This window comes from Polaromonas sp. A23, assembly GCF_002001015.1.
GTDB lineage: Bacteria > Pseudomonadota > Gammaproteobacteria > Burkholderiales > Burkholderiaceae_C > Polaromonas.
The window spans coordinates 1-25,089 of record NZ_MUNO01000008.1 but is presented as its reverse complement, the minus strand read 5'-3'; the positions used below and the strand labels follow the sequence as shown (position 1 = coordinate 25,089).

Genomic DNA, 25,089 nt, shown 5'->3' with positions numbered 1-25,089 from the left:
GCGGATTTCGCAATCAATAGCTGGCTATTGGCAAGAAATTCAACGCAGCAGACCGCCCGAGCCCGTCTGATCGCGCGCCGCAGGGGACTTGTTCAGCGCTTCCCTAAGCCTCGAGCACGAAACGCGTCACAACCGGAGGGCTTTCACCCAGATGGAAAGCCAGCTTGCGATCACGCAGTGCCACGTCGCCCGCCGTGACACGGTCAAAGCGGCGCAGATGCTCGGTCCACGACTCGTCGCTGATTTGCTCGATATAGCGCCCGGGTTCCGAGATGTCGCGCAGCAGCTCCCAGGCCAGTGCGCCCTGGCGCAGGCGGCTGCGGCGGCTTTCCTGCATCAGGGCGCGAAACTCCTCGCCCCGGGCCGGATCAATGCGGTATTCAATCGTGATGCGAATCTGGCCCGTCAGTGGCGGTGCCTCGGCGCTGGGCACCTTGAACACGCGCGAAGGTGTCAGGTCTTCCTCGATGCTGCGGTCGCGCAGCAACAACTGCGTGGCGCCAATGGCCAGTACCGCCGTCGAGGCGGCAATCAGCATGCTGACAGGAACACTGGTCACCGTGGCTATCTGCCCCCACACCGCTGCGCCCAACGCGCTCGCGCCCATGATGGCCATCTGGAACATCGACATGCCACGCGCGCGTACCCAATCGGGCAGGGCAAGTTGCGCCGATACGCTGAGGCTGTTGGCCGTGGTGATCCAGGCCATACCGGCCAGAAACATCGCCGGTGAGGCGATGTACACATTGGGCGCGAAGGCCACCACAGCCGTGGCCACAGATTGCAACACCATGCCGCAGAGCACCAGCGCATCGCGCGAGAAAGTGCGGCGCAAGCGCGGCAGCAGGAAGGCAACCACAAAGATGGCGCCAAAACCCATGGATGCCAAAAGCAGGGTGAACGTGCCGGCACCGCCGCTGTTCAGACCGCGCGCGACCAAGGGCAACAGCGCCAGCAAGGCAGTGGAATGAAAGAAAAACAGCGCTACGCGCAAAAGCACGGCGCGCAGGCGTGCCGACTGGCGCACGAACTGCACGCCGACACGCATGGCGCTGATCAGTCGCTCGCGCCCCAGCGGGCTGGGCACGTGCTCCCGGCGCCAGCGCATGATCACAAAACCGGCAAGCAGCGACAACACGGCATTGAGAATAAAAACATACTCACTGCCGGCGCTCGCGATCAGCGCACCAGCCACCAGAGGGCCGATGATGCGCGAAGCGTTCATGGCCACGCCATTCAGTGCCAGCGCGGCGGGCAACTGGGCCCGCGGCACCAGCTCCGGAACAATGGCCGAGAACACCGGCCAGCGCATCGCCAGCCCGACACCGTTGGCAAAGGTCAGCGCCAGCAGCAGCGGCGCCGTCATGACGTCCATGACAATCGTCAGGCACAGCACCAGCGCCACTGCGGCCACCCAGAACTGCGTGATGATGAAATACCGGCGCCGGTCCAGGATGTCGGCCAGCGCACCGCTCGGCAAGCCAAGTAGAAACACCGGAAGGGTCGAGGCCGATTGCACCAGCGCCACCCAGATCGGCGAAGTGGTCAGTGAAGTCATCAGCCAGGCAGCAGCGACATCATTCATCCACATGCAGATATTGGCGGCCATCCAGGTGCCCCACAACATCCGGAAAACCGGTGAGCCCATAGGCGCCCACGCTGACAGCGACGCGGGATCGTGAGGGGTCAGGACAGGCTCAGCAGATGGATCGGGGTGGGGCATGGGTTATTGTCCCTTGGACCCCGGGCGGCCGATGCATTCCGAGAACAAAGGCCCTGCGCGCCTGGGTTTCTGCGCGTCGTGCAGGAATTGCAAGCCTTATTGCCCCTGCACCGCCCAGATGCGGCCGAGCTGCGCCGAGAGCTCCATAGGATCAAACGGTTTGTGGATCACGTCGATCGCGCCCAGTTCACGGTATTGCGCCACTTCGGCGGCCTGCACCTTGGCGGTCATGAAAATGACTGGCGTCGCCGCTGTCTCGGGCAGCAAGCGCAATGCCTTGAGCGTGCTGGGCCCATCCATGCCGGGCATCATCACGTCAAGCAGCAGCAGGTCAGCCTGCGCAGTCGGCGCCGCCGCGAGCGCCTCACTGCCAGAAGAACAGGCAATTACAGTGAAACCGCCAACGGCCTCGAGCGCCATTTGCGCAACAGCACGGATATCAGGCTCGTCTTCCACATACAGGATTCGGGCGAGGGGTTTGGGCATTCGGGGTCCTTGTGGTCAATAACAGGTGGCTCAGGCGCGCAGCGGAGAACGGCCAGCTTCGGATGCGCAAGTATGAAGTGGAAAACACGGACGGGCAACCATCATCCGGCGGGCAGGGCGCCCTGCAGCGTGTCGATGGCCTGGGCAATCTCGGAGCGCTGGGTCAGGGTCAGGTCCGGCCCGGCCACCACCGCGTGCTCCACCAGCAGCTCCAGTGCCTTGGCTGCAGTGCCTATTTCCCGATAACCCAGTGTCCCGGCGGTACCGGCCAGGGTATGGGCCATGCGCTCCAGATCTTTCATCGGTTTGGGTGCGTCTGCGTCTGCGTTGACCACCAGCCACAGCGCGCGTATCTCCGCTATTTTTCCGGGCAGGCTGCGCTGATACTCGACCCGCTGCTCGGCAAGGAATCGCTGGAACTCCTCTTGCGGCGTGCTCATGCCAGATCCTCCACGGCGATCATCGCGATGACCGCCCCGGGGACGGCTGGACGGGCAGGGTCAGGACGATTTTTCATGCTGCTTTTTATTAAACCACGGCTGCCGGCATAGGGGAACTGGCCCAGAGCGACTGCACCGGCGACTCGAACAACGTCGCCACCATGTCCGGCTACAGGCCTGACGCAAGCATCATGACCGGCCAGGGAACCATCAGCCTTTGCGGGCCCTTTCATACAAAGGCATCACCCGGGGCAGGTTGCGCTCCATGTCGGCAATCCGGGTCGCTCCGGCCGGGTGGGTGCTGAGCCATTCTGGTGGTGCGCCTTTGTTGGCCGCAGCCATTTTTTGCCAGAGCGTGATGCCGGCGCGCGGGTTGAACCCGGCACGCGCGCCCAGCTCCATCCCGACCAGATCAGCTTCCGACTCGTCTTCACGGCCAAAACGCAGGTTGATCAGTTGCACCCCGATGCCCGCAACGGTCTGGCCCAGATCGCCCAACCCGAACAATTGCGACAGCAAACTGGCGCCGATGTTGGTGGCCGCCGACTTACCCATACGCTCGCGCGCATGCTCGCGCAGGGCATGCGCCATTTCATGGCCCATGATCATGGCGATTTCGTCATCCGTGAGCTGCAGCTGGTCAAGAATGCCGGTGTAAAAAGCGATCTTCCCGCCCGGCATGCAAAACGCATTGACCTGCTTGCTCGCAATGAGGTTGACCTCCCATTGCCAATCCTTCGCACGCGGGTTCCAGGCCACCGCGTGAGGAATAACACGCTGGGCAATCCGTCGCAGGCGCTGAAGCTGCGGATGGCTGGCCGGCGCGAGCGCATTTTTACTGGCCGCCTCCTGCATCATCTTGCCGTATTGCTGCTTGGAGGCCTGCTCGATCTCTCCCGCAGGAACCAGCTGGGTGAACCCGGAGTTCTTGCCCACGTCCACACCTTCGTTCTGGGCCATGGCAGGCGGTGCGCCCAGCAGCATCAAGGCAGACAGCGCAGCGCAGGTCACACTCAGGGAAAATTTCATCATGTCTCCAAAGTAAGGGTACAGCGTATTATTCCCGCATGAGCGAGACCTTATCTGACAAACCGGCTGCATCGCGTCAGCCGACACCCCATTCTGACGCTCCAGCCTCCACCGCCGGTCCCTCCCCCGCTTCCCGGCCAAGCTGGGCCGACACCCTGCGGGTTTATCTGGAGGCACCCACCCTTCGCATGCTGCTTCTAGGGTTCTCGGCCGGCCTGCCCTTGTTGCTGGTGTTTGGCACCTTGAGCTTCTGGCTGCGCGAAGCCGGCATCGACCGCACCACCATTGGTTACCTGAGCTGGGTCGGGCTGGCCTATGGCTTCAAATGGGTTTGGGCTCCGTTGGTTGACCGCCTGCCCATTCCCTTGCTGACGCGGCTGCTCGGCCGCAGGCGCAGCTGGCTGCTGCTGTCGCAAACCGTCATCATGGCAGCGCTGACCGGCATGGCGCTGACCGACCCCAAACTCGCGCTGCTGCCGGTGGTGTGGTGTGCGCTGGCAGTGGCTTTTGCCTCGGCCACGCAAGACATCGCCCTGGACGCTTTTCGCATCGAATCGGCCGACATGCAACGTCAGGCCGCATTGGCAGCGGCCTACCAGACAGGCTATCGCATGGCCATGATCTGGGCCGGCGCCGGCGTGTTGTGGATTGCCGCACGCGCCGAAGTGGCCGGTGCAGGCGGCGTGATTGCCTACCAGCACGGTGCCTGGCAAACCGCTTACCTGGTGATGGCGGCCTCCATGCTGCTGGGCGTGGTCACTGTGCTGTTTTCGCCCGAGCCGGTGCCGCGCGAAATTCCGCCTGCGCGCAATGCGGCTGAGTGGCTCAAAAGTGCGCTGGTCGAGCCCTTTGCTGACTTTCTGCGCCGCTACGGCAAACACGCGCTGCTGATCCTGGCTCTGATTGCCGTTTACAGGATCAGTGACGTAGTGATGGGCATCATGGCCAACCCGTTCTACGTGGACATGGGCTACACCAAAGACGAGGTAGCGGCCGTCACCAAGATTTACGGGGTCATCATGACGCTGGTCGGTGCGTTTGCTGGTGGCGCGTTGGCGATGCGCTTCGGGGTGATGCGCGTTCTGATGCTGGGCGCGGTGCTCAGTGCCGCAAGCAACCTGCTGTTTGCCTGGTTGGGTTCGCGCGGGCACGACGTCCACGCGCTGATCTTCGTGATCTCGGCCGACAACCTGTCCAGCGGCATTGCGTCGGCCGCTTTCATTGCCTACCTGTCCAGCCTGACCAACGTCAATTACTCCGCCACGCAGTACGCCCTGTTCAGCTCCATGATGCTGCTGCTGCCGAAGTTTCTGGCGGGGTATTCGGGGTCCTACGTGGATACCTTCGGTTACAGCAGTTTTTTCACGAGTACGGCCTTGTTGGGGGTGCCTGTACTGGTGTTGGTTTGGCTGGCTTCTCGCATGAAAATGCCAGATCGTCCTTGATTGACGGGCACATATAGCTATTTAATTAATAGCAAAACCGACAGGCTTGTCGGTGCAAATCGCTGCAGCGGTTTACCTAACTTTACAGCCGCTTTAACGCGACTTCTCCCTGGGCGCGCACGATGGACCGTCATTGAAGAAGGAGTCCCTCATGAGCGACCGCAACCCCAGCCCTTTCACCACCGACGTCCTCGGCGCCTCGCCACAAACGGGCGCCAGTGGCTACACTGAACAGCCGACCAGCACCCGTCCAGCGAGCCAGCCCATGACACAGCAACTTCTGATGATCGAAGACGACACCCGCCTGGCGACCATGGTGATCGAGTACCTGCGTCAGTCAGGCTACGGCGTCACCCATGCGGTTGACGGCGCCAAGGGCCTGGAAGCCCTGCAGAGCTGCAAGCCCGACTTGGTCATTCTTGACCTGATGCTGCCCGACATGGATGGCCTGGAGGTGTGCCGTCGCATCAAGGGCCTGGGCGGGGAGTTTTCCCGCACAGCGGTTCTGATGCTTACGGCCAAAGGGGATCCCATGGACAGGATCGTCGGGCTGGAAATCGGCGCTGACGACTACCTGCCCAAACCTTTCGAGCCACGTGAACTGCTGGCGCGTATCCGCGCCGTGTTACGCCGCGGCGGTGAAGGTGGCAGCACGGCAGGCACGCAGCAGACCATGCGTTTCGGCTCGCTGGAAATCGACCGTGACGCGCGGACGGTTTCCGTCGCCGGCAAGATTTGCGAATTGACCTCCTACCAGTTCGACCTGCTGGTGGCCCTCGCCGAACGCGCAGGCCGGGTACTCTCCAGGGACCAGATCATGGAGGCAGTGCGCGGCCGGGAACTTGAAGCCTTCGACCGTTCGATTGACGTGCACATGGGCCGCATCCGCAGCGCCATAGAGCTCGATGCCAAAGACCCCAAACGCATTCTCACCGTGCGCGGTGTCGGCTACGTTTTTGCCAAGCAGCAGGATTGAACCGGTCTTATGAGACTTCTAAAAATTCGATTGTCGGGATGCAGGGCAAGGCGCACGGAGCGCAGGACACCGGAATGCACTGGGGTGCATGAGGATTCCGAGCACCGCGCAACGCAGTCATGCGCCCGAAAATCGGATTTGTAGGAGTCTCCCATGTGGTCCCGCTTTACATCGCATCTCTATGTGCGCATCTGGCTTGCCGTGGTGGCAACCGTGGTCGTGCTCGCTTTTTTGGTGGGCGCCGCGTGGCAACTGAGCACGGACCCGCCCCAACTGCCAATACGTGAAGTACTGGTGCACAACCAGGCGGGTGAAGTCATCGGCAGGGCGCAAACCAAAGCCGACCGGAAACCGGGCGACGGCCTGGAGTTTGACCTGGTGACCACGGACGGCCAGGTGCTCAATCTTGAGCTGCCCCGGCCCAAACGCCCTCCCCGAAACGCCTGGAGCCGGCCGCCGTTCGGCTTCGGCTGGATGCTGGGCGTGGTGGCGCTGGCGGTGGCAATGGGCGCCTATCCGATCATCCGCCGGCTCACGCAGCGGCTGGAAGGCCTGCAGCGCGGGGTTGAGCGCTGGGGCAGCGGCGACCTGTCGGCGCGCATGGTCGTGCAGGGAGAAGACGAAGTGGCCTTTCTGGCCGAGCGTTTCAACCATGCCGCAGAACGCATCGAAACCCTGATGGAATCGCAGAAGTCGCTGCTCGCCTCGCACAAGTCATTGCTGGCCAATGCCTCGCATGAACTGCGTTCACCGCTGGCACGGATACGCATGGGCCTGGAACTGATGGATGCCGCGCCTGGCTCCACGCAGCGCGCAGAGATCTCGCGCAGCATCAATGAGCTGGACCAGTTGATCGACGAAATTCTGCTGGCCAGCCGACTTGATACGAAGCAAGCGGACGCAGAGCCGTTTGAGACGCTGGACCTGACCGGCCTGGCCGCCGAGGAATGCGCCCGTGTGCAAGCCCAGCTGGGTACAGCGCTTCAGACGCAAAGCCTCACGCTGCAAGGCTCCGCGCGCCTGCTGCGCCGGCTGATCCGCAACCTGCTGGAAAACGCCAGACGCTACAGCACCGGTGAAGTGAGCCTGGAGCTCAGCGAAACCGACACAGGCGCGCAGCGGCGCGCCGTCATCCGCGTCAATGACCATGGGCCGGGCGTACCGCCCGACCAGCGGGAGCGCATTTTTGAACCCTTTTACCGCTTGCCGGGTGCCAGCGAGCACGAAGGCGGCGTTGGCCTGGGCCTGGCGCTTGTCAAATCCATCACCGAGCGTCACAGCGGCATCGTCCGCTGCGAAGACAGGCCGGGCGGGGGCGCCTCTTTTGTGGTTGAGCTGCCCATGCCGGCCACGGCATGACCCTGGTCATGACACTCGTGGGGGCGTTCGCAGCGTGAAATAAATCGCAATATTTGGCCTATTCACGCATAAAAACCACAGCTCTCCCTCAAATAGGGGATGCCGGCCCGCCCCCGAACTTTTACAGTTCACCGGTTGCTGTGACAACACGGAAAAATTGAAAAGGCAGAAGACAAAATCGGCCAACAGATTCTCAGTCTCAACGACGTCCCGCAAGGGATTTGGCAAGGCCACCGCAAGGTGGCCTTTTTTTTTGCCCGTTCACAATCAACAGCCACCCCATGCGGGCGCGTACCATTGCAGAGCCGCCGGGCGGCAGCTTTTTTACAGCGCGCCGCCTCCGTGAACCCGCTTGATCTCAGGAGTTTTGCCGTGCCTTCGACCCATCCAACCGCCCCTGTCATCCAGGGCTTTGCCGTGCCGACCCATGAACGGCTGCCGATGCTGGCCACAGACGCCATGTCTGCCGCGCAGCGCGAGGCGGCCGACGCCCTGATTGCCGGGCCGCGCAAGGCCGTGTTCGGCCCCTTCATTCCCCTGCTACGCAGCCCCGAGTTGATGTCGCGTGTCGGCAAGGTTGGCGAATACCTGCGTTTTGACAGCGTGCTGGAAGTCCGCATCCGTGAACTTGTCATGTGCCTGGTCGCGCGCCATGTGTCCAACCAGTTTGAATGGCTGATGCATGCTCCGCTGGCGCTCAAGGCCGGCGTTCCGCAGGCCAGCCTGGATGCCATTGCCGAAGGCCGGTACCCGCACAGCACGGCCCCGGACGAGGCGGCGGCCGTCGATCTGGTCACCGAGCTGCTTCAACACCACGGTGTCAGCGACAGCAGCTATGCCGCCGCACTGGGTGTGTTCGGCGAGCAGGGTGTGGTCGAGTTGTCGACGCTGGTCGGCTATTTTGCGATGGTCTGCTGGGTCATGAATGTGGCACGCACGCCCACAGACAACAAGCCGGGCTTCGCGCCGCTGGCGGCGTTTCCCGCCTGATCAGCCGACCTGCAAGGCCTGCAGCACGCGCGCAGGGTTGATGTCATTCAGGCAGCGCGTGTGGCCCAGGGGGCACTCGCGCTCAAAACACGGCGCGCAATCAAGCGGTGGCTGGTAGGCCGGATCGTTCTTCAGCCACAGCACGCTGGCCTCGGCACTTAGCGGCGGCGTATGCAGGGGACTGGACGAACCGAAAATTGCCACCTGCGGCACGCCAAAGGCCGCGGCCACATGCATGAGCCCGGAGTCGTTGCTCACGACACTCCTGGCCGCAGCGATGGCGCACAGTGCCTGAATCAAGCTGGTCTTGCCTGCCAGATTGACGCAGGCGCCAGGGCGCCCGGCGTTGGCGGCTACGGCAATTTCTTCGCACAGCGCGGCTTCCTTGCCCGACCCCAGCAAAAGAACGGGCAGCGCCAGTTTCTGGGCCAGCTCGGAAAAATGCCGCGCAGGCCAGCGCTTGGCCGGCCCATATTCGGCCCCCGGCGCAAACACGTGATAAGCGCCGCGCTGCAGGCCGAGTTCGGTGAGCGCCTGCGCCACCACATCAGCCGGCATCTGCAGTTGCGGCCGGTCCGCGTCCAGGTCCGTCTCGCCACTGAGTGCCGAATAAAACGCCACCATGGGCGGACGCTGCCCCTTGGCGGGATTTTTCAGGCGGTGGGTCAGCAGGCCGATGCGCGCCTCGCCCAGATAACCGATGCGTTTCGGGATACCGGCCAGCAATGGCAGCAGCGCACTTTTGAGGGAGTTGGGCAGGATATAGGCGCTATCGAACTGCCCGGCGATGCGTTTCGCCAGTGCGCGGCGCGCCTTCAGCTGCAGGCCGCCGTGCGCAAATGGAAACTCGATGACCTCGTGCACCTGCGGCATCGCGCGGTACACCGGCGCCACCCAAGGCAGAGCCCCAACGGTGAGTTGTTCACCCCGCGCATGCAGGCGCCGCAGCAGCGGCTCGGTCATGACTGCGTCGCCTATCCACTGAGGGGCGACGATCAGCGACCTGCTAGTGGTGGGCACCGACGTGCTCGCCGTCCTTGAGCTTGTAGAGCGTGCCGCAGTAGGGGCACTTGGCCTGACCGGTGCGCACCACATCCAGGTAGACCTTGGGATGGCTGTTCCAAATCGCCATATCTGCCTTGGGACTCGGGCAGAACACGCCGCCCTGCGAATTCAGGTCTTTGGCCAGCAGTTCAACAGTAGAGGAGGTACTCATGATCAGACTTTCGCGAGCCAATGGGCGTACTTCGGGTTGCGTCCGTTGACGATGTCAAAAAACGCGCTCTGGATTTTTTCGGTGATGGGCCCGCGCGAGCCGGCGCCGATTTCGATGCGGTCGAGTTCGCGGATCGGCGTGACTTCCGCGGCGGTACCGGTGAAGAAGGCCTCGTCGGAGATGTACACCTCGTCGCGTGTGATGCGCTTTTGCACCAGCTCCAGCCCCAGGTCCTTGCAGATGTGCAGGATGGTGTTGCGTGTGATGCCGTTGAGTGCACCGGCCGACAAATCGGGCGTGTAGACCACGCCGCCCTTGATGACAAAAATGTTTTCACCGGCGCCTTCGCTGACAAAACCTGAGGCGTCGAGCAACAGCGCTTCGTCGTAACCGTCGTCCAGCGCTTCCATGTTGGCAAGGATGGAGTTGGTGTAGTTGCTGACCGCCTTGGCCTGCGTCATGGTGATGTTGACGTGGTGGCGGGTGTAGCTGGAAGTCTTCACGCGGATGCCGCGCTTCATGCCCTCTTCACCCAGATAGGCACCCCAGGCCCAGGCCGCCACCATCAGGTGGATCTGGTTGCCCTTTGGGCTGACGCCGAGTTTTTGTGAGCCGATCCAGGTCAGCGGCCGGATGTAGCAGGACTCCAGTTTGTTCTCACGCACGACAGCTTTCGTGGCTGCGTTGACTTCGTCCTGGGTAAAGGGAATCTTCATGCGCAGGATCTTGGCGCTGTTGAAGAGACGCTCGGTGTGTTCTTCCAGCCGGAAGATGGCCGTGCCGCCCTGGGCGTTGTAGGCACGCACGCCCTCGAAGGCACCGCAACCGTAATGCAGCGTGTGGCTCAGCACGTGAATTTTGGCGTCGCGCCATTCGACCATCTGGCCGTCCATCCAGATTTTGCCGTCGCGGTCTGCCATGGAGGGTGCTACTGGGGGCATGGTGCTGATCCTGTGTAATGTCGTGGGAGTGATTCTTTGGCCGGCAGGGCGGAGGCCCCGCGAAAACCCGAAACGCTGATTTTACGGGGCCGGCGGCAGCTCACCCGTGGCGGGCGGGGAATCGGGTTCCTCCGGCCTGACCATCACATGGTGCGTCAGCTTGCCGCCGACAAAAGTGCAGGTAACGTGCGACTGCCCGCCGTCGGTCCAGCGAAACACCTCCGGCTGTGCATCCTTTTCAGATTGCAGTGCACCCAGGCTTCGGGTCATGGCCACCACGTGCAGCAGCGTCATGCCCGGCTTGAGTTTGGCATTGAGCATGACGGCGCTGTCGAGGTAACCGATGGGCCGGTTGGCGGTGCGCCTGAGCACCTGCATCATGCGGGTGAAATGCAGCAGCAGCCACATCATCAGGCCGCCAACGGCAGCCGCCACGCCGGCCCAGCCGAAGCCGCGGTACGCCAACGCCACCAAAGCGACACCGGCGATCGGAACAAGGATTTTCTGGAAGTTCATGACGCTATTTTCGCAGCCCTGACCAAACTCTTTCCTGCGGGGAGTGCGTAGGCGGTCCGGCGGACCGTTCAGCCATGTTTTGCAAGTGAAATCGGCGCTTTGCCCAGGTGTTACGGGCGTAAGTAGCTACATTTTTAATAGCAAAATCTGACTGGAGCCTTGTTTACGCGAGGCTACGCACAACTTCCATGGCCTCTTCCACACGCTCGACAGCATGGATAGTCAGGCCTTCGATGGGCTTTTTGGGCGCATTCGCCTTGGGCACCACCGCCACGCTGAAACCCAGCTTGGCCGCTTCTTTCAGGCGTTCCTGTCCGCGCGGCGCGGGGCGGACTTCGCCGGCCAGTCCGACCTCACCGAAGGCGATGAATCCCTTGGGCAGCGGCTTGCCCCGCAGGCTGGAGGTGATGGACAGCATCACGGCCAAGTCGGCCGCCGGCTCGCTGATGCGCACACCGCCAACAGCGTTGACGAACACGTCCTGGTCCATGCAGGCAACACCGGCGTGGCGGTGCAGCACCGCCAGCAGCATGGCCAGGCGGTCACGGTCCAGGCCCACCGACAGGCGCCGCGGGCTGGGGCCACCGCTGTCGACCAGCGCCTGGATTTCGACCAGCAGCGGGCGCGTGCCTTCCAGCGTCACCATCACACAGCTGCCCGGCACCGGTTCGGCATGCTGGCTCAGGAAAATCGCGCTCGGATTGCTCACCCCCTTCAGGCCTTTTTCGGTCATGGCAAACACGCCGATCTCGTTGACCGCGCCGAAGCGGTTCTTGATGGCCCGCACCAGGCGAAAGCTCGAATGGGTGTCGCCCTCGAAATAAAGCACGGTGTCCACCATGTGCTCCAGCACGCGCGGTCCGGCCAGGGCGCCCTCCTTGGTGACATGGCCGACCAGCACGATGCAGACTCCACTGGCCTTGGCCGCGCGCGTGAGGTGGGCCGCACATTCGCGTACCTGCGCCACCGAGCCCGGCGCCGAGGTCAATTGGTCTGAATAAACAGTCTGGATCGAATCGATCACCGCCACGGCCGGCCGCGTGGCTTCCAGCGTGGCGAGGATTTTCTCGAGCTGGATCTCCGCCAGCACCTTGACCTGGGAACCGTCCAGCCCGAGCCGCCGTGAACGTAGCGCCACCTGGGCGCCACTTTCCTCGCCGGTGACGTACAAGGTATCGAGTCCGGCGCGCTGCAGCGAGTCCAGCGCCTGCAGCAGCAGGGTTGATTTTCCGATGCCGGGATCGCCGCCTATCAGCACCACACCGCCTTCGACGATGCCGCCCCCGAGGACGCGGTCCAGCTCCTCGTGCCCGGTGGGCGTGCGCGCCATGTCGGTCGCCTCGATGTCGGCCAGGGTCGCCACTTCCGACGGTTTGGCCAGTGAGGCAAAGCGGTTTTTCACCGGCGACTGACTTTCCGCGACCGATTCGATCAGCGTGTTCCAGGCGCCGCAATGCGGGCATTTGCCCAGCCATTTCGGGTTGATGCCGCCGCATTCGGTGCAGGTGTAAATCGTCTTGTCTTTGGCCATGCGGCGATATTACTGTAATTAATCACAGTACGGGTAAATCCCGGCAGGCAGGGGCTGGGCAGGAAAGCGTCATTTCATTTAACATGTTAAATAATTTTGACACCCTGCATGACCACCCCTTTTACCCACCGCAACCTGCCCCGCCTGCTGCTGCAGGCGCGCGAATCCGTGATGGCGCACACGCGGCCGCGCCTGCGTGAGCACGCCCTGAGCGACCAGCAATGGCGTGTGTTGCGGGTGCTGGGCGAACACGGCGTGGTGGAGACCGGCAAGGTCGCACGCGAAGCCTTCATCCTCGGGCCCAGCCTGACCGGTGTGCTGACCCGCATGGAACGCGACGGCCTGATCCGCCGCGCGCGCGATCCGGCCGACCAGCGCCGCACCGTGGTCGAAGCCACGGACAAAGGCATGCAGCTCGTCGAAACCCTGTCGCAGACGATCGAGGCGCACTACGCCTGGATGGAAACAACCCTGGGCAAACAGAGCCTGGCACAGCTTTATGAACTGCTCGATAAATTGATTGAACTGGAGCAGCCATGAGCTGGATGCCGCAAGGGACCGTTTACGGCACGCTGCTGAACTTTCGCGCGGAAGTCGAAGCGCTGGCGCCGCAGATGAATCAGCCGCCTTACAAGACGCCCCCGAAAGCGCCTGTGCTCTACGTGAAAACGGCCAACACCTGGAGCGCGCATGGTGCGGCCATCACCGTGCCGGCCCGCGTTTCCGAGGTCGAGATCGGCGCGACCATCGCGATGGTGATGGGCGTGGCCGGCACGGCTGCCGGCTATGTGCTGATGAACGACCTGTCCGTTCCGCACGCCAGCTTTTTCCGGCCGCCCGTCAAGTTCAAATGCCTGGACGGCTTTCTGGGTATCGGCGAGCGCCTGGTGCCTGCCAACGAAGCCGGCGATCCGTCGGGTTTCATGCTGGAAGTGCGCATCAACGGCGAGCTCAAACAAACCATGAACTTCAACCACCTAATTCGCGATGCCGCCCGGCTGTTGACCGATGTCGGTGAATTCATGACGCTGCATCCCGGCGATGTGTTGATGCTGGGCTGCGATGCAGGCCGGCCGCTGGCCAAAGTGGGTGACCGCATTGACATCACGGCGCCGGGCTTCGGCACATTGAGCAACACGCTTATTGAGGAGCCCGCATGAAACACGCCCGAGTCATGTATGAAGGGCGTGAATATACGGGCACCAGCCATGAGTTCGGCGGTCATCCGGAAGCGGCTGTACGCCTGAGCGACGGCCGCGTTATTTCTCAGGACCTGCTCACCTGGCTGCCGCCACTGGCACCCACGCCGCGCCCGCGAAGCATCCTCGCCCTTGGCCTGAACTACGCCGACCACGCGAAGGAACTTGAATTCAAGGCGCCCGAAGAACCACTGGTTTTTGTCAAGGGCGAAGGCACGCTGACCGGCCACCGGCAGCTCACGCGCCGCCCGGCCGGCGTGCGGTTCATGCACTACGAATGTGAACTCACAGTAGTCATCGGCAAGACGGCCGAAAGGGTAAAGCGCGACGATGCCTATGACTTCATCGCGGGCTATACGGTCGCCAACGACTACGCGATCCGCGACTACCTGGAAAACTGGTACCGCCCCAACCTGCGCGTGAAGAACCGCGACACCTGCACACCGCTGGGCCCCTGGCTGGTGGACGCGGCCGATGTGCCGGACCCTATGGCGCTGGCGCTGCAGACCACCGTCAATGGCAAGGTCACGCAAACGGGCAACACGCGCGACATGATTTTCGACGTGCCGTTTTTGATCGAATATTTCAGCAGCTTCATGACCCTGCAACCCGGCGACCTGATCCTGACCGGCACACCCGACGGGGTGGTTGATTGCCAACCTGGCGACGTGATTGTCACCAGCATCGAGGGGCTGGGCGAACTCATCAACACGATTGAATGAATATGAAAATAGATCACCTCATCAACGGCAAGCCCGTTCCGGGCAGCAGCTACTTCGAGACCGTCAACCCCGCCACACAGGACCTGCTGGCCGAAGTAGCCGCGGGCGGCGAAGCCGAAGTCAACGCCGCCGTCGCCGCGGCGAAAGAAGCTTTCCCGAAGTGGGCAGGCATGCCCGCGCCGCAGCGCGCCAAACTCATCCGCAAGCTGGGCGACCTGATCGCCGCCCACGTGCCCGAGATCGCCCGCATGGAGACCGATGATTGCGGCCAGGTAATTGCGCAGACCGGCAAGCAGCTGATTCCGCGCGCGGCCGACAATTTTTATTACTTTGCAGAAATGTGCACACGTGTCGACGGCCACACCTACCCGACCGAGACGCACCTCAACTACACGCTGTACCACCCGACCGGCGTCTGCGCGCTGATCTCGCCATGGAACGTGCCTTTCATGACGGCCACCTGGAAGGTCGCACCTTGCCTGGCTTTCGGCAACACCGCGGTGCTGAAGATGAGCGAGCTGTCGCCGATGACAGCGGCGCGCCTGGGTGAACTCGCACTCGAAGCCGGCATTCCGCCCGGCGTGCTCAACATCGTGCACGGCTACGGCAAAGACGCCGGTGAGCCGCTGTGCCGCCACCCCGACGTGCGCGCCATCTCTTTCACCGGTTCCACCGCCACCGGCAACCGCATCGTGCAGGCTGCCGGTCTGAAAAAATTCAGCATGGAACTGGGCGGCAAATCACCGTTCGTGATTTTTGAGGACGCCAATCTTGAGCGCGCCCTCGACGCCGCCGTCTTCATGATCTTTTCCAACAACGGCGAGCGCTGCACCGCAGGCAGCCGCATTCTGGTGCAGCAATCGATCTACGCCGACTTCGCTGCGAAGTTCGTGGAGCGCGCCAAACGCATCAAGGTTGGTGACCCGCTCGATGAAGCCACCACCATAGGCCCCATGATTTCGCAAGGGCACCTGGCCAAGGTGCGCAGCTACATCGAGCTCGGCCCGAAGGAAGGCGCCACCCTGCTGTGCGGCGGGCTCGGCACACCGGACCTGCCGGGCCGCGTCAGCAAGGGCAATTACGTGCTTCCCACGGTGTTTGCCGATGTCGACAACCGCATGCGCATCGCGCAGGAAGAAATTTTCGGTCCCGTCGCCTGCCTGATCCCGTTCAAGGATGAGGCCGACGCGATCCGCCTGGCCAACGACACGCAGTACGGGCTATCGAGTTATGTCTGGACCGAAAACCTCGGCCGCGCGCATCGTGTCGCCGCCGCCGTCGAAGCCGGCATGTGTTTCGTGAACAGCCAGAACGTGCGCGACCTTCGCCAGCCTTTCGGCGGCACCAAGGCATCAGGCACCGGCCGCGAAGGCGGCACCTGGAGCTACGAAGTGTTTTGCGAACCCAAGAACGTCGCGGTGTCCTTGGGCAGCCATCACATTCCACATTGGGGAGTCTGAAGATGGGAACACTCGCCCTCGCCGCCAAGATCACACACGTGCCTTCGATGTACCTCAGCGAGCTGGACGGCCCGCGCAAGGGCACACGCCAGGATGCAATCGACGGCCACCTGGAAATCGACCGGCGTTGCCGCGCCCTGGGCGTGGACACCATCGTGGTGTTCGACACGCACTGGCTGGTCAACGCGAACTACCACATCAATTGCGCGCCGCACTTCAAAGGCCTGTATACCAGCAACGAACTGCCGCACTTCATCAGCAACATGGGCTTTGAGTTCCCGGGCAACCCGGCGCTGGGCCAGCTGCTGGCCAAGATCTGCAATGCGCACAGTGTGGAAACCCTGGCGCACGACGCCACCACGCTGAACCCCGAATACGGCACGCTGGTGCCCATGCGCTACATGAACGCCGACCAGCACTACAAGGTGGTGTCGGTCTCGGCCCTGTGCCAGGCGCATTACCTGAACGACAGCGCACGCCTGGGCTGGGCCATACGCCGCGCGATTGAAGACGAGTATGACGGCACCGTGGCGATTTTTGCGAGTGGCTCTCTCTCGCACCGCTTTGCACAAAACGGACTGGCACCCGAATACGCGTTCAAAATCTGGAGCCCCTTCCTCGAAACGCTGGACCAGGAAGTGGTGCGCATGTGGCAGCGCGGCGACTGGACTGCGTTCTGCGCCATGCTGCCCGAGTACGCGGCCAAGGGCCATGGCGAAGGCTTCATGCACGACACCGCCATGCTGCTGGGCGCGCTGGGCTGGTCCGGCTACGATGGCCAGGCGGAGGTGGTGACGCCCTACTTCGGCGCCTCGGGCACGGGACAGATCAATGCCGTGTTTCCGGTCACGCCACAAACCGGCGCGGCCATCCCCGCTGCGCAGGCTTCGTCCGCGCGGGGCTACCAGGCCGTAAGCCGACTCTGACCCACAGAACCACATGCCACACCTCGTCATCCTCTACACCCCCAACCTCGACGCTGCCACCGACATGACGGCGCTGTGCCGTGCACTGGCCGACACCATGCTGGCCGTGCAAGACGAGGAGGGCAAACAGGTCTTCCCCACCGGCGGTACAAGGGTGCTGGCCTACCCGGCCGCGCACTACGCGGTGGCGGACGGTAAGCAAAACTACGCCTTTGTCTATCTGAACCTGCGCATGGCCGCGGGCCGCTCGGACGCTACCAAAAAGAGAGCTGGTGATGCATTGCTGGCGGCGGCTACAGCCCATTTTGATCCCCTGATGAAGGAACGGTTGATCGGCATCACGATGCAGATGGACGAAAGCCCCGGCCAGGTCTACGACGGCAAACACAGCAATCTCCATCCCCTCTTCCAGAAAACCTGACCATGTTCAGCCCCGAACTCATTGCCCAGCTGGCCACCGAGCTGAACCACAGCGAGCAGACCCGTGTGCAGGTCGAGCATTTTTCAAAACGTTACCCCGGCATGACCGTGGAAGACGGCTATGCCATTTCACGCGCGTGGGTGAAGATGAAGTTCGCTGAAGGGCGTGTGGCCAGAGGCCACAAGATCGGCCTGACCTCGCGCGCGATGCAGATCTCCAGCCAGATCGACTCACCCGACTACGGCACGCTGTTGGACGACATGTTTTTTGAACCCGGCAACATTCCGGCGGCCCGCTTCATCGCGCCACGCGTCGAAGTCGAGCTGGCCTTTGTGCTGAAGAAAAAGCTGGAAGGCCGAAACATCACTGTGGACGATGTGCTGAATGCCACCGACTACGTGCAACCTGCGATCGAAATCATCGACGCGCGCATCGAACAGTTCGACCGCCACAGCAAGGCCATGCGCAAGGTGCAAGACACCATCAGCGACAACGCCGCCAACGCAGGCATCGTACTGGGTGGAAAACAAATGTCACCTCGCGAAGTCGACCTGCCCTGGGTCGGTGCCATCCTGCGCCAGAACGGCGCGGTCGAGGAAACCGGCCTGGCGGCCGGCGTGCAGGGCCACCCGGCCATCGGCGTCGCCTGGCTGGCCATGAAACTCAGCGCCTGGGGCGAATGCCTGGAAGCCGGCGAAGTGGTGCTGGCGGGCTCCTTCACCCGGCCGGTCGTTGCAAAGACCGGCGACGTCTTCGACACCGACTACGGCCCACTCGGTCGCTTTGAATTCAAGTTCACCTGAAAAAACCATACCCATGCAAACCCCCGTCAACACCTTCAAGCAAGCCCTACGCAACAAGCAGGCGCAAATCGGCCTGTGGCTGAGCCTGTCCGATGCCTACAGCACCGAGATTTGCGCCAGCGCCGGTTTCGACTGGCTGCTGATCGACGGCGAACATGCGCCCAACGATGTGCGCAGCATCCTGGCGCAGCTGCAGGCTGTCGCGGCCTACCCGTCGCACCCGGTGGCACGCGTGCCCATGGGCCACGGCCATGTGGGGGAGATGCTGATCAAGCAGTACCTCGACATCGGCGTGCAAACCCTGCTGGTGCCCATGGTCGACACACCTGCGCAGGCCGCTGCGCTGGTGCGCGCCACCCGTTATCCGCAATACGACGCAGAGGGCAAAGACATCGGCGGCATACGCGGCATGGCCGGCGCGCGCGCCTCGCGCTGGGGGCGCTACCCGGCCTATGCGCACGAGGCGAATGCGCAAATCTGCCTGCTGGTGCAAGCCGAGACACAAACCGCACTGGACAATCTCGATGCGATTGCCGCCACCGAAGGCGTGGACGGCGTGTTCATCGGTCCGGCCGACCTGTCAGCCTCCCTGGGCCACGTCGCCAACCCGGGCCACCCGGACGTGCAGGCCGCCATTGAAAAAGCGATAGTGCACATCCTCAAGGCCGGCAAGGCCGCCGGCATCCTGAGCACCGATGAAACACTGGCGCGCCACTACCTGGACATGGGCGCCACCTTTGTCGCCGTCGGCCTGGACACCAACCTGCTGGTACGCCACACCAGCGCGCTGGCTGCACGCTTCAAGACCAGTGTCGCAGCCGTGCCCGCCAGCAAAACCTATTGACCGGAGACATCCATGAACGCCATCCTCCAAAAACCCGGAATGCACCCCGACGAGTGGAAAGCCCGCATCGAGCTGGCCGCCTGCTACCGCGTGTTTGCCATGCTCGGCTGGACCGAGATGATCTACAACCACATCACGGTGCGGCTGCCGGACAGCGCCAGCGGCGGACAAAAGCAGTTTCTGATCAACCCCTTCGGCCTGCACTACAGCGAAGTCACCGCGTCGAACCTGGTGAAGATCGACCTGCAGGGCAAGGTGCTTGACGGCTCGCGCTATCCGGTCAACCCTGCCGGCTTCACAGTGCATGCAGCCATCCACGATGGCCTGCCCGATGCGCACTGCGTGATGCACACCCACACCACGGCCGGCATCGCGGTGGCCTGCACGCAGTGCGGGCTGGCGCAGAACAATTTTTACTCTGCGCAGCTGCATGACCTGGTGGCCTATCACGACTTCGAAGGCATCACCATCCACGCCGACGAGGCGCCGCGCCTTCTTAAAAACATCGGCGACAAGCCGGTGGTGATCCTGCGCAACCACGGCCTGCTGGCCTGGGCCAAAACGCTACCGCTGGCCTTTGTGCGGCTGTGGACCCTGCAACGCGCCTGCGACATCCAGATGGCGCAGGCAGCGATGGGGCCGGCGATCACGGTGCCTGAAGCTGTCGCCAGGAAAACCACCCATGACTCCTTCCAGTTCGACGCCCAGTTCGGCGCAGGGCAGGACGTGTTCGACGCACTGGTGCGGCAGGTCGACAAGATGGACATCAGCTATCAAAATTAGAGCTACTCACGCCCGAATCTAAAGGGCCAGAGGCCAAAATGACTTATAAAAACATCCAAAAATCATGTATTTACGGTGCCGGCGCCATTGGCGGCTGGATAGGCGCCGGGCTGGCTGCCGCGGGCTGCAGTGTCAGTGTGGTCGCGCGGGGTGCAACGCTTGAAGCGCTGAACAGTCACGGCTTGCGTGTGGCGAGTGGAACAGACACACGATCCGCCGCCGTGCAAACCAGCGCCGACCCGTCGACGCTCGGCGTGCAAGACCTCGTGGTCATCGCGGTGAAAGCACCGGCGCTGCTCGACGTGGCACGCCACATCGCGCCACTGATCGGCCCCGACACCCTCGTCCTGACGGCGATGAACGGCGTGCCCTGGTGGTTCTTCCAGGGTTTTGGCGGCCCTTACGCCGGCACGCAACTGAAGGCGGTGGATGCCACCGGCGAGATTGCCGCGGCCATCCCGGCGGCAAACGTCATCGGCTGCGTGGTGCATGCCAGTTGCTCGGTCGATGCGCCCGGTTTGATTCGCAACCATTTCGGCAACGGCCTCATCATCGGTGAGCCTTCGGGCCAGACAAGCCCACGCGTGCAGGCGCTGGCAGACCTGTTGGTGCGCGCCGGCTTTGCAGCCAGCGTGTCGGCGCAGATCCAGAAAGACGCCTGGTACAAGCTCTGGGGCAACATGACGGTCAACCCGATCAGCGCCTTCACCGGGGCCACCACCGATTTGATCCTCGGCGATACGCTGGTGCGTGACTTCATCTCGAAAATCATGCTCGAAGCCAAGGAGATAGGCGCTCGCATCGGCCTCCCGATTGAGCAACAGCCCGAAGACCGGCACGCCGTCACGCTCAAGCTAGGCGCTTTCAAAACCTCCATGTTGCAGGACGTGGAAGCCGGCAAGGCGGTCGAGCTCGATGCGCTGGTGAGCGTGGTGCGGGAACTGGGCCAGCTGACGCAGGTTCCGACGCCGTTTACCGATGCACTGCTGGGTCTTTCCCGCCTGCACGCCCGCGTCCACCGTCTTTACCCATGACCACAGGCAAAGCCCTCAGCGGCACGGCGTTTGCCACGCTGCTGCTGATCGCCCTGATGATGGGCGCCAACCATGTGGCCGCGCGCCTGGCCTTCAACGACGGCGTGGACGTGGCCACGGCGGTGGCTTTCCGCAGCGTGGTCACGGCACTGGTGGTGGCGGCGCTTCTTGCCATCCAGCGCGTGCCCCTGCGCTTCACTGCACGCAACAAGCGCATCCTGCCGGTCATCGGCCTGCTGATTGCGGTGCAGAGCCTGTGCCTGTATTCAGCGGTCGCGCGGCTGCCGGTGGCGCTGGCCCTGCTGGCCTTCAACACCTATCCGATCTGGACGGCGCTTTGGGACCGGCTGCTGTACCGCCGCTCGCCCGAGCGCGCGATGTTGCTGGCCATGCCGGTGATCCTGATCGGGCTGGCGCTCGCACTCGACGTCTTTGGCGCGGCTTCGGGCCTGGGCGCGGCCGGGCAGTGGGGCCGCATCGGTACCGGCGTGGCTTTTGCGCTGGCTGCCGCCGCCACCTTCGGCGTGGCGCTGGTGCTGACCCAGCACGAAGCCGGCGATGTGGACGGTCGCGTGCGCACGCTGACAACCATGGCCACCGTCGGCCTGTTTGCACTGGCGGGCGTGGCCGTGCAGGGCGGCTTTCATCTGCCGCAAGCGGCCATCGGCTGGTGGGGCCTGGCGGCGCTCACATTCCTGTATGGCACGGCTTTCACCATCATGTTCACCGTGTTGCCCAAGCTGGGCGTGGCCGGCAATTCGGCCATCATGAACGTGGAGCCCGTCTTTGCCTTGGTGCTGGCCTGGCTGATTCTGGACCAGGCGATTGCACCTGTTCAGGTGGCAGGCGCCCTGCTGGTGGTGGGCGCGGTGATGGTGCTGGGCCTGCGCAAGCGCTAAGGGTTCTATCCGGGTAAAGTGCATTTTTCCCGGCATTCGCTCACCCCCCAGGAGACACAACATGAAACACATCGGCGTCATAGGCGCTTCCGGCCTGATGGGCCACGGCATCGCACGCAACCTGCAAGCCAAAGGATTTGAAGTCAGCCTGACGGTGCACCGCAACACCGAGCGCGTGGCCGACCTGCTGGCCGCGGGCGCAAAGCAGGTCGCCACGCCCGCAGCCCTGGCCGCCTGCGACGCGGTCATCATCTGCGTGACCGGTTCCCCCCAGGTCGAGCAAACGCTGACCGGCCCGCAGGGCGTACTGTCCGCAGCGCGCAAGGGGCTGGTCGTGATCGACACCTCCACCAGCGAACCCGAGTCCACGCGCCGCCTGGCCGCCCTGTGCGCCGAACGCGGCGCCACCCTGGTGGACGCCCCGCTGGCACGCACACCGGTGGAAGCCGAGCTCGGCAAGCTCAACACCATGGTCGGTGCGGAGCAGGCGGTGTTCGACCAGATCCGGCCGGTGCTGGCGGCTTATTGCGAAAACATCTTCCACGTCGGCGGCCCGAGCGCCGGCCATGTCATCAAACTGCTGAACAACTTTATCGCCCAGGCGATTTGCACGGCCACCGCCGAAGCCTTTGCGGTCGGCGCCCTGGCCGGCATCCAGCCGCAGAAGCTGGTTGACGTGGTCTCGGCAGGCGCTGTCAATTCCGGCCTGTTCCAGGCCATGGCCAAAACCCTGAACGGCGACTTTGCGGGTCTGAAGTTCGAGCTGGACAACGCACGCAAGGACCTGCGCTACTACACCCATCTGGCCGAAATGGTGAACGTACCCTCACTCGTCGGCGAAGCCGTGCACCAGAGCCTCGCCATGGCCAGCGCCCTGGGCCAGGGCAAGAAGTTCGTCCCCGCCCTGGTGACGGCGCAGGAAAAACTCACGGGCGCAAAAATTGCGCCGCAGTAAACCGGTCCCGTCTGACTAACGCGTTTGCGCCCTGATCAGCTTGACCGCCTGCGGCAAGGAGTTTGCCGCAGGGATGAAGTGGTCTATCGTGGCGCCCAGCGCCACCGCGCAGGCGAGGGCGCCCAGCAAGGGCTTCCACGTCAGGCGCACCGCGGCCGACATCCAGCCCTCCCGCACCATGCGCACGGCCGCGCGTGCCGAGACGTAGGAAAAAGCCAGTTCGACCGCCACGGTCAGCAGCACTTCCCAACCAAAGAAAAGCAGCAGCAGGGAACCGGCACCGAGGAAAACTGCAGCGCCGATCAGGAAAATGGCCACCACCGGAATCACCACCACGGCGCCTTCATCGGCACCACCCAGCACGTCCAGCGCACCGCTTGCTGCGTCGCCCAGACCGTTGCTCGCCTCCGTTCCTCCGCCGAAGTCACCCGTAGCGCCACCTCCACCGAAATCACCGCCCTGGCCGGACTGCAATGTGGGCAGGTTAACGCCATCCCGCCCCACCGGAAAGTCGCCGAGAACATCAGCCACATCGCCCAAGCCGTCCATCGAGCCGGGGTCGCTGGAGCGCCCAACCAGCACGGCCGCCCACCAACGCAATACCAGCAGATAGGAAAGATAACCAGCGCCCAGCGTGACGAGATAACGCAGGGCCAGCGAATCCACACCGAGCATCATCTGAAGATGCGAGACCAGCCACATCATGGCCAGGGTGAAAACGCCTATGCACACACCATGGAAGGCCAGGCTGTGCCGCTGGCGGAGTTCGCGCTCCAGCCGGCTTTCAAGCACCCGGACCGAGCGCCAGTTCGAAAGGTTTTTCATTCCACCTGAAAAGGCACGCGCGGCGCCACTGCGCACATCAACTCATAACCCACCGTGCCTGCTGCCTGGGCAACCTCGTCAATCGGCAGCACCGCGCCGCCCGAAGACCGGCCCCACAAAGTCACCTCGGCGCCCATGCCGACTTCGGGCACCGGCGTCAGGTCCACCGTGAGCATGTCCATGCTGACCCGGCCGACCATGCGTGTGCGCGCGCCATTGACCAGGAGAGGTGTGCCCGTTGTGCAGTGTCGGGGGTAGCCGTCGGCATAACCGCAGGCAACCACGCCAATACGCAAAGGGCCGTCCGCCGTGAAGCTGGAGCCGTAACCCACGGTATCACCCGCGACGAGGTGTTGCACGCCGATGATCTTTGCCGCCAGGGTCATGGTCGGCTGCAAGCCCCAGTCGGCGGCGCTGTGCTCGGGAAAATCGGGCGCGCTGCCGTACACAACAATGCCCGGCCTCACCCAGTCGGACTTTTCGCCGACGGCAGCGCCATGCCGCAACACCGCTGCGCTGTTGCTGAGCGTGCGCTCGCCAGGCAGGTCGTGCGTGACAGCCTCAAAAGCCCGAAGCTGTGCCGCAATGCCCTTGGGTCCGTCGGCATCGCTGAAGTGGGTCATCAATGAAATTTCTTCAACTTGGGGCAAGGCGTTCAGGCGCGTCCAGGCAGCCCGGTAGCGTTCGGGCGCAAAGCCCAAGCGGTTCATGCCCGAGTTCATTTTGAGGAAGACGCGATGCGGCACCTGGGTCTTGTGCGTGGCCAGCATGTCGATCTGCTCGTCGCAGTGGATGGTGTGCCACAAGCCCAGACGCGAGCACAACTCCAGATCGCGCAATTCAAAGCAGCCTTCGAGCAGCAGGATCGGTCCGCGCCAGTCCAATGCGCGCAGGCGCTGGGCTTCCGCCAGATCCAGCAGGGCAAAGCCGTCGGCACTGCGCAACGCGTCAAAAACACGCTCGATGCCGTGGCCGTAGGCGTTGGCTTTAACGACAGCCCAGACCCGCGCATCCGGCACGGCAGCGCGGACACGCGCCAGGTTATGGCTCAGGGCCGCGGAATGAACGGTGGCAAGAATGGGACGGGGCATGGGTCGATCGTGCGCTGGTTGTAACAGGGGATGGGGCGAAGCGCCCCTGCGTGAGAAGACCTTGTCAAGGCCTATTTCCGGATTCTGCCAGCTTGCAGCGTGCTATAAACCTTGATCGTCAGGAGACATTCACATATATCGTGCTGCATCAGAGTGCCTGATGCATTCGCCACAGTGACCAAAACAGTTCAATGAAGCTGAAGCGCGGTTTTTACACCATCATGGCAGCCCAGTTTTTCAGCTCGTTGGCTGACAACGCGCTGTTCGTGGCTGCCGTGGAACTGCTTCGCAGCAGCGGGGCTCCCAAGTGGCAGCCGGCAGCGCTGGTGCCCATGTTTGCGTTGTTCTCCATGTTTGCGTTGTTCTATGTGGTGCTGGCGCCGTTCGTCGGTGCCTTTGCCGACGCGCAGCCCAAGGGCAAGGTGATGTTCATCAGCAATGCCATCAAGGTGGCGGGTTGCCTGATGATGCTGTT

General features: G+C 63.2%; 27 protein-coding genes and 1 pseudogene. 17 read left to right on the top strand and 11 right to left on the bottom strand.

The window, feature by feature from the left end; genetic code table 11:
* Window positions 1–103 precede the first annotated feature (103 nt).
* The 4 genes from B0B52_RS03680 to B0B52_RS03665 all read right to left on the bottom strand — a co-directional run bounded on the left by B0B52_RS03680 (window position 104) and on the right by B0B52_RS03665 (window position 3,681).
* A complete protein-coding gene (locus B0B52_RS03680; RefSeq protein ID WP_254425626.1) occupies window positions 104–1,723 on the bottom strand; it encodes an MFS transporter in 1,620 nt (539 codons plus the stop codon).
* Between the two features lie 96 nt (window positions 1,724–1,819).
* Complete coding sequence (locus B0B52_RS03675; protein WP_077592267.1) at window positions 1,820–2,209, bottom strand: response regulator; 390 nt, start codon at window positions 2,207–2,209, stop codon at window positions 1,820–1,822.
* Window positions 2,210–2,310: 101 nt separating this feature from the next.
* Window positions 2,311–2,649: an Hpt domain-containing protein gene (locus tag B0B52_RS03670; RefSeq protein WP_077592266.1), complete on the bottom strand. Its 339-nt coding sequence runs from the start codon at window positions 2,647–2,649 to the stop codon at window positions 2,311–2,313.
* A 210-nt stretch (window positions 2,650–2,859) separates the two neighbouring features.
* The gene (locus tag B0B52_RS03665) at window positions 2,860–3,681 is read right to left on the bottom strand and encodes a M48 family metallopeptidase (protein WP_077592265.1); all 822 of its coding nucleotides are present in this window, start codon (window positions 3,679–3,681) and stop codon (window positions 2,860–2,862) included.
* A gap of 35 nt (window positions 3,682–3,716) precedes the next feature.
* Here B0B52_RS03665 and B0B52_RS03660 point away from each other — a divergent pair, with 35 nt between their 5' ends.
* The 4 genes from B0B52_RS03660 to B0B52_RS03645 all read left to right on the top strand — a co-directional run bounded on the left by B0B52_RS03660 (window position 3,717) and on the right by B0B52_RS03645 (window position 8,448).
* Window positions 3,717–5,123, top strand: a complete 1,407-nt coding sequence (locus tag B0B52_RS03660; protein ID WP_077592264.1) for an MFS transporter — start codon at window positions 3,717–3,719, stop codon at window positions 5,121–5,123.
* 265 nt (window positions 5,124–5,388) lie between these two features.
* Window positions 5,389–6,099 (top strand): response regulator transcription factor, encoded by a 711-nt coding sequence (locus B0B52_RS03655; protein ID WP_077592328.1) that lies wholly within the window; start codon window positions 5,389–5,391, stop codon window positions 6,097–6,099.
* A gap of 153 nt (window positions 6,100–6,252) precedes the next feature.
* Window positions 6,253–7,458 carry a HAMP domain-containing sensor histidine kinase gene (locus B0B52_RS03650; protein ID WP_077592263.1) on the top strand — a complete coding sequence of 402 codons (1,206 nt, stop codon included), beginning with the start codon at window positions 6,253–6,255 and terminating at the stop codon, window positions 7,456–7,458.
* Window positions 7,459–7,830: 372 nt separating this feature from the next.
* On the top strand, window positions 7,831–8,448 hold the full coding sequence (locus B0B52_RS03645; protein WP_077592327.1) for a carboxymuconolactone decarboxylase family protein: 618 nt from the start codon (window positions 7,831–7,833) through the stop codon (window positions 8,446–8,448).
* Here B0B52_RS03645 and waaF read toward each other — a convergent pair whose 3' ends face one another.
* The 5 genes from waaF to radA all read right to left on the bottom strand — a co-directional run bounded on the left by waaF (window position 8,449) and on the right by radA (window position 12,652).
* Window positions 8,449–9,468 (bottom strand): lipopolysaccharide heptosyltransferase II, encoded by a 1,020-nt coding sequence (waaF, locus tag B0B52_RS03640; protein WP_256387514.1) that lies wholly within the window; start codon window positions 9,466–9,468, stop codon window positions 8,449–8,451. It abuts the gene before it with no gap.
* A complete protein-coding gene (locus B0B52_RS03635) occupies window positions 9,455–9,664 on the bottom strand; it encodes a zinc-finger domain-containing protein (protein ID WP_077592261.1) in 210 nt (69 codons plus the stop codon). Before B0B52_RS03635 ends, waaF begins: the two co-directional genes overlap by 14 nt.
* 2 nt (window positions 9,665–9,666) lie before the next feature.
* Window positions 9,667–10,605 carry a branched-chain amino acid transaminase gene (locus B0B52_RS03630; protein WP_077592260.1) on the bottom strand — a complete coding sequence of 313 codons (939 nt, stop codon included), beginning with the start codon at window positions 10,603–10,605 and terminating at the stop codon, window positions 9,667–9,669.
* Between the two features lie 81 nt (window positions 10,606–10,686).
* Window positions 10,687–11,121, bottom strand: a complete 435-nt coding sequence (locus B0B52_RS03625; RefSeq protein WP_077592259.1) for a glycerate kinase — start codon at window positions 11,119–11,121, stop codon at window positions 10,687–10,689.
* A gap of 163 nt (window positions 11,122–11,284) precedes the next feature.
* Window positions 11,285–12,652: a DNA repair protein RadA gene (radA, locus tag B0B52_RS03620; RefSeq protein WP_077592258.1), complete on the bottom strand. Its 1,368-nt coding sequence runs from the start codon at window positions 12,650–12,652 to the stop codon at window positions 11,285–11,287.
* A gap of 108 nt (window positions 12,653–12,760) precedes the next feature.
* Between radA and hpaR the strand changes: the two genes are divergently transcribed.
* The 12 genes from hpaR to B0B52_RS03560 all read left to right on the top strand — a co-directional run bounded on the left by hpaR (window position 12,761) and on the right by B0B52_RS03560 (window position 22,698).
* Window positions 12,761–13,192: a homoprotocatechuate degradation operon regulator HpaR gene (gene hpaR, locus B0B52_RS03615; protein ID WP_077592257.1), complete on the top strand. Its 432-nt coding sequence runs from the start codon at window positions 12,761–12,763 to the stop codon at window positions 13,190–13,192.
* On the top strand, window positions 13,189–13,812 hold the full coding sequence (locus B0B52_RS03610; protein WP_077592256.1) for a fumarylacetoacetate hydrolase family protein: 624 nt from the start codon (window positions 13,189–13,191) through the stop codon (window positions 13,810–13,812). The genes hpaR and B0B52_RS03610 overlap by 4 nt, the downstream gene beginning before the upstream one ends.
* Window positions 13,809–14,573, top strand: coding sequence for a fumarylacetoacetate hydrolase family protein (locus B0B52_RS03605; protein WP_077592255.1), 765 nt, complete (start codon window positions 13,809–13,811; stop codon window positions 14,571–14,573). The genes B0B52_RS03610 and B0B52_RS03605 overlap by 4 nt, the downstream gene beginning before the upstream one ends.
* Window positions 14,574–14,575: 2 nt before the next feature.
* Window positions 14,576–16,033, top strand: coding sequence for a 5-carboxymethyl-2-hydroxymuconate semialdehyde dehydrogenase (hpaE, locus tag B0B52_RS03600; RefSeq protein ID WP_077592254.1), 1,458 nt, complete (start codon window positions 14,576–14,578; stop codon window positions 16,031–16,033).
* Between the two features lie 2 nt (window positions 16,034–16,035).
* Window positions 16,036–16,959, top strand: coding sequence for a 3,4-dihydroxyphenylacetate 2,3-dioxygenase (gene hpaD / locus B0B52_RS03595; protein ID WP_077592253.1), 924 nt, complete (start codon window positions 16,036–16,038; stop codon window positions 16,957–16,959).
* A 13-nt stretch (window positions 16,960–16,972) separates the two neighbouring features.
* A complete protein-coding gene (locus B0B52_RS03590) occupies window positions 16,973–17,380 on the top strand; it encodes a 5-carboxymethyl-2-hydroxymuconate Delta-isomerase (protein WP_077592252.1) in 408 nt (135 codons plus the stop codon).
* A 2-nt stretch (window positions 17,381–17,382) separates the two neighbouring features.
* Window positions 17,383–18,183, top strand: a complete 801-nt coding sequence (gene hpaH, locus B0B52_RS03585) for a 2-oxo-hept-4-ene-1,7-dioate hydratase (protein ID WP_077592251.1) — start codon at window positions 17,383–17,385, stop codon at window positions 18,181–18,183.
* A gap of 13 nt (window positions 18,184–18,196) precedes the next feature.
* Window positions 18,197–19,027 carry an aldolase/citrate lyase family protein gene (locus B0B52_RS03580; RefSeq protein WP_077592250.1) on the top strand — a complete coding sequence of 277 codons (831 nt, stop codon included), beginning with the start codon at window positions 18,197–18,199 and terminating at the stop codon, window positions 19,025–19,027.
* A gap of 12 nt (window positions 19,028–19,039) precedes the next feature.
* Window positions 19,040–19,810 (top strand): class II aldolase/adducin family protein, encoded by a 771-nt coding sequence (locus B0B52_RS03575; RefSeq protein WP_077592249.1) that lies wholly within the window; start codon window positions 19,040–19,042, stop codon window positions 19,808–19,810.
* A 38-nt stretch (window positions 19,811–19,848) separates the two neighbouring features.
* Window positions 19,849–20,844 carry a 2-dehydropantoate 2-reductase gene (locus B0B52_RS03570; RefSeq protein WP_077592248.1) on the top strand — a complete coding sequence of 332 codons (996 nt, stop codon included), beginning with the start codon at window positions 19,849–19,851 and terminating at the stop codon, window positions 20,842–20,844.
* Window positions 20,841–21,743 (top strand): DMT family transporter, encoded by a 903-nt coding sequence (locus B0B52_RS03565; protein WP_077592247.1) that lies wholly within the window; start codon window positions 20,841–20,843, stop codon window positions 21,741–21,743. Before B0B52_RS03570 ends, B0B52_RS03565 begins: the two co-directional genes overlap by 4 nt.
* 61 nt (window positions 21,744–21,804) lie before the next feature.
* Window positions 21,805–22,698: an NAD(P)-dependent oxidoreductase gene (locus B0B52_RS03560; protein ID WP_077592246.1), complete on the top strand. Its 894-nt coding sequence runs from the start codon at window positions 21,805–21,807 to the stop codon at window positions 22,696–22,698.
* A 15-nt stretch (window positions 22,699–22,713) separates the two neighbouring features.
* On the opposite strand, the gene B0B52_RS03555 is transcribed toward B0B52_RS03560, so the two are convergent.
* Both B0B52_RS03555 and alr read right to left on the bottom strand, forming a co-directional pair.
* Window positions 22,714–23,523, bottom strand: coding sequence for a hypothetical protein (locus B0B52_RS03555; RefSeq protein ID WP_077592245.1), 810 nt, complete (start codon window positions 23,521–23,523; stop codon window positions 22,714–22,716).
* Entirely contained in the window at window positions 23,520–24,614 is a 1,095-nt protein-coding gene (gene alr, locus B0B52_RS03550) for an alanine racemase (RefSeq protein WP_077592244.1), read from the bottom strand. The genes B0B52_RS03555 and alr overlap by 4 nt, the downstream gene beginning before the upstream one ends.
* Window positions 24,615–24,811: 197 nt before the next feature.
* On the opposite strand from alr, the pseudogene B0B52_RS03545 reads away from it, so the two are divergent.
* Window positions 24,812–25,089, top strand: a pseudogene (locus B0B52_RS03545) (lysophospholipid transporter LplT); the annotation flags it as partial.

Excerpts from the sequence above, each read along its gene's own strand:
- B0B52_RS03555 (WP_077592245.1), bottom strand. The coding sequence starts at position 23,523 with ATGAAAAACCTTTCGAACTGGCGCTCGGTCCGGGTGCTTGAAAGCCGG.
- B0B52_RS03570 (WP_077592248.1), top strand. The coding sequence starts at position 19,849 with ATGACTTATAAAAACATCCAAAAATCATGTATTTACGGTGCCGGCGCC.
- B0B52_RS03625 (WP_077592259.1), bottom strand. The coding sequence starts at position 11,121 with ATGAACTTCCAGAAAATCCTTGTTCCGATCGCCGGTGTCGCTTTGGTG.
- B0B52_RS03650 (WP_077592263.1), top strand. The coding sequence starts at position 6,253 with ATGTGGTCCCGCTTTACATCGCATCTCTATGTGCGCATCTGGCTTGCC.
- B0B52_RS03610 (WP_077592256.1), top strand. The coding sequence starts at position 13,189 with ATGAGCTGGATGCCGCAAGGGACCGTTTACGGCACGCTGCTGAACTTT.
- B0B52_RS03660 (WP_077592264.1), top strand. The coding sequence starts at position 3,717 with ATGAGCGAGACCTTATCTGACAAACCGGCTGCATCGCGTCAGCCGACA.
- hpaR (WP_077592257.1), top strand. The coding sequence starts at position 12,761 with ATGACCACCCCTTTTACCCACCGCAACCTGCCCCGCCTGCTGCTGCAG.
- B0B52_RS03680 (WP_254425626.1), bottom strand. The coding sequence starts at position 1,723 with ATGCCCCACCCCGATCCATCTGCTGAGCCTGTCCTGACCCCTCACGAT.
- B0B52_RS03575 (WP_077592249.1), top strand. The coding sequence starts at position 19,040 with ATGAACGCCATCCTCCAAAAACCCGGAATGCACCCCGACGAGTGGAAA.
- B0B52_RS03590 (WP_077592252.1), top strand. The coding sequence starts at position 16,973 with ATGCCACACCTCGTCATCCTCTACACCCCCAACCTCGACGCTGCCACC.
- B0B52_RS03630 (WP_077592260.1), bottom strand. The coding sequence starts at position 10,605 with ATGCCCCCAGTAGCACCCTCCATGGCAGACCGCGACGGCAAAATCTGG.
- B0B52_RS03670 (WP_077592266.1), bottom strand. The coding sequence starts at position 2,649 with ATGAGCACGCCGCAAGAGGAGTTCCAGCGATTCCTTGCCGAGCAGCGG.
- alr (WP_077592244.1), bottom strand. The coding sequence starts at position 24,614 with ATGCCCCGTCCCATTCTTGCCACCGTTCATTCCGCGGCCCTGAGCCAT.
- B0B52_RS03635 (WP_077592261.1), bottom strand. The coding sequence starts at position 9,664 with ATGAGTACCTCCTCTACTGTTGAACTGCTGGCCAAAGACCTGAATTCG.
- B0B52_RS03675 (WP_077592267.1), bottom strand. The coding sequence starts at position 2,209 with ATGCCCAAACCCCTCGCCCGAATCCTGTATGTGGAAGACGAGCCTGAT.
- B0B52_RS03655 (WP_077592328.1), top strand. The coding sequence starts at position 5,389 with ATGACACAGCAACTTCTGATGATCGAAGACGACACCCGCCTGGCGACC.
- hpaE (WP_077592254.1), top strand. The coding sequence starts at position 14,576 with ATGAAAATAGATCACCTCATCAACGGCAAGCCCGTTCCGGGCAGCAGC.
- B0B52_RS03605 (WP_077592255.1), top strand. The coding sequence starts at position 13,809 with ATGAAACACGCCCGAGTCATGTATGAAGGGCGTGAATATACGGGCACC.
- B0B52_RS03665 (WP_077592265.1), bottom strand. The coding sequence starts at position 3,681 with ATGATGAAATTTTCCCTGAGTGTGACCTGCGCTGCGCTGTCTGCCTTG.
- B0B52_RS03560 (WP_077592246.1), top strand. The coding sequence starts at position 21,805 with ATGAAACACATCGGCGTCATAGGCGCTTCCGGCCTGATGGGCCACGGC.
- B0B52_RS03580 (WP_077592250.1), top strand. The coding sequence starts at position 18,197 with ATGCAAACCCCCGTCAACACCTTCAAGCAAGCCCTACGCAACAAGCAG.
- hpaD (WP_077592253.1), top strand. The coding sequence starts at position 16,036 with ATGGGAACACTCGCCCTCGCCGCCAAGATCACACACGTGCCTTCGATG.
- radA (WP_077592258.1), bottom strand. The coding sequence starts at position 12,652 with ATGGCCAAAGACAAGACGATTTACACCTGCACCGAATGCGGCGGCATC.
- hpaH (WP_077592251.1), top strand. The coding sequence starts at position 17,383 with ATGTTCAGCCCCGAACTCATTGCCCAGCTGGCCACCGAGCTGAACCAC.
- B0B52_RS03565 (WP_077592247.1), top strand. The coding sequence starts at position 20,841 with ATGACCACAGGCAAAGCCCTCAGCGGCACGGCGTTTGCCACGCTGCTG.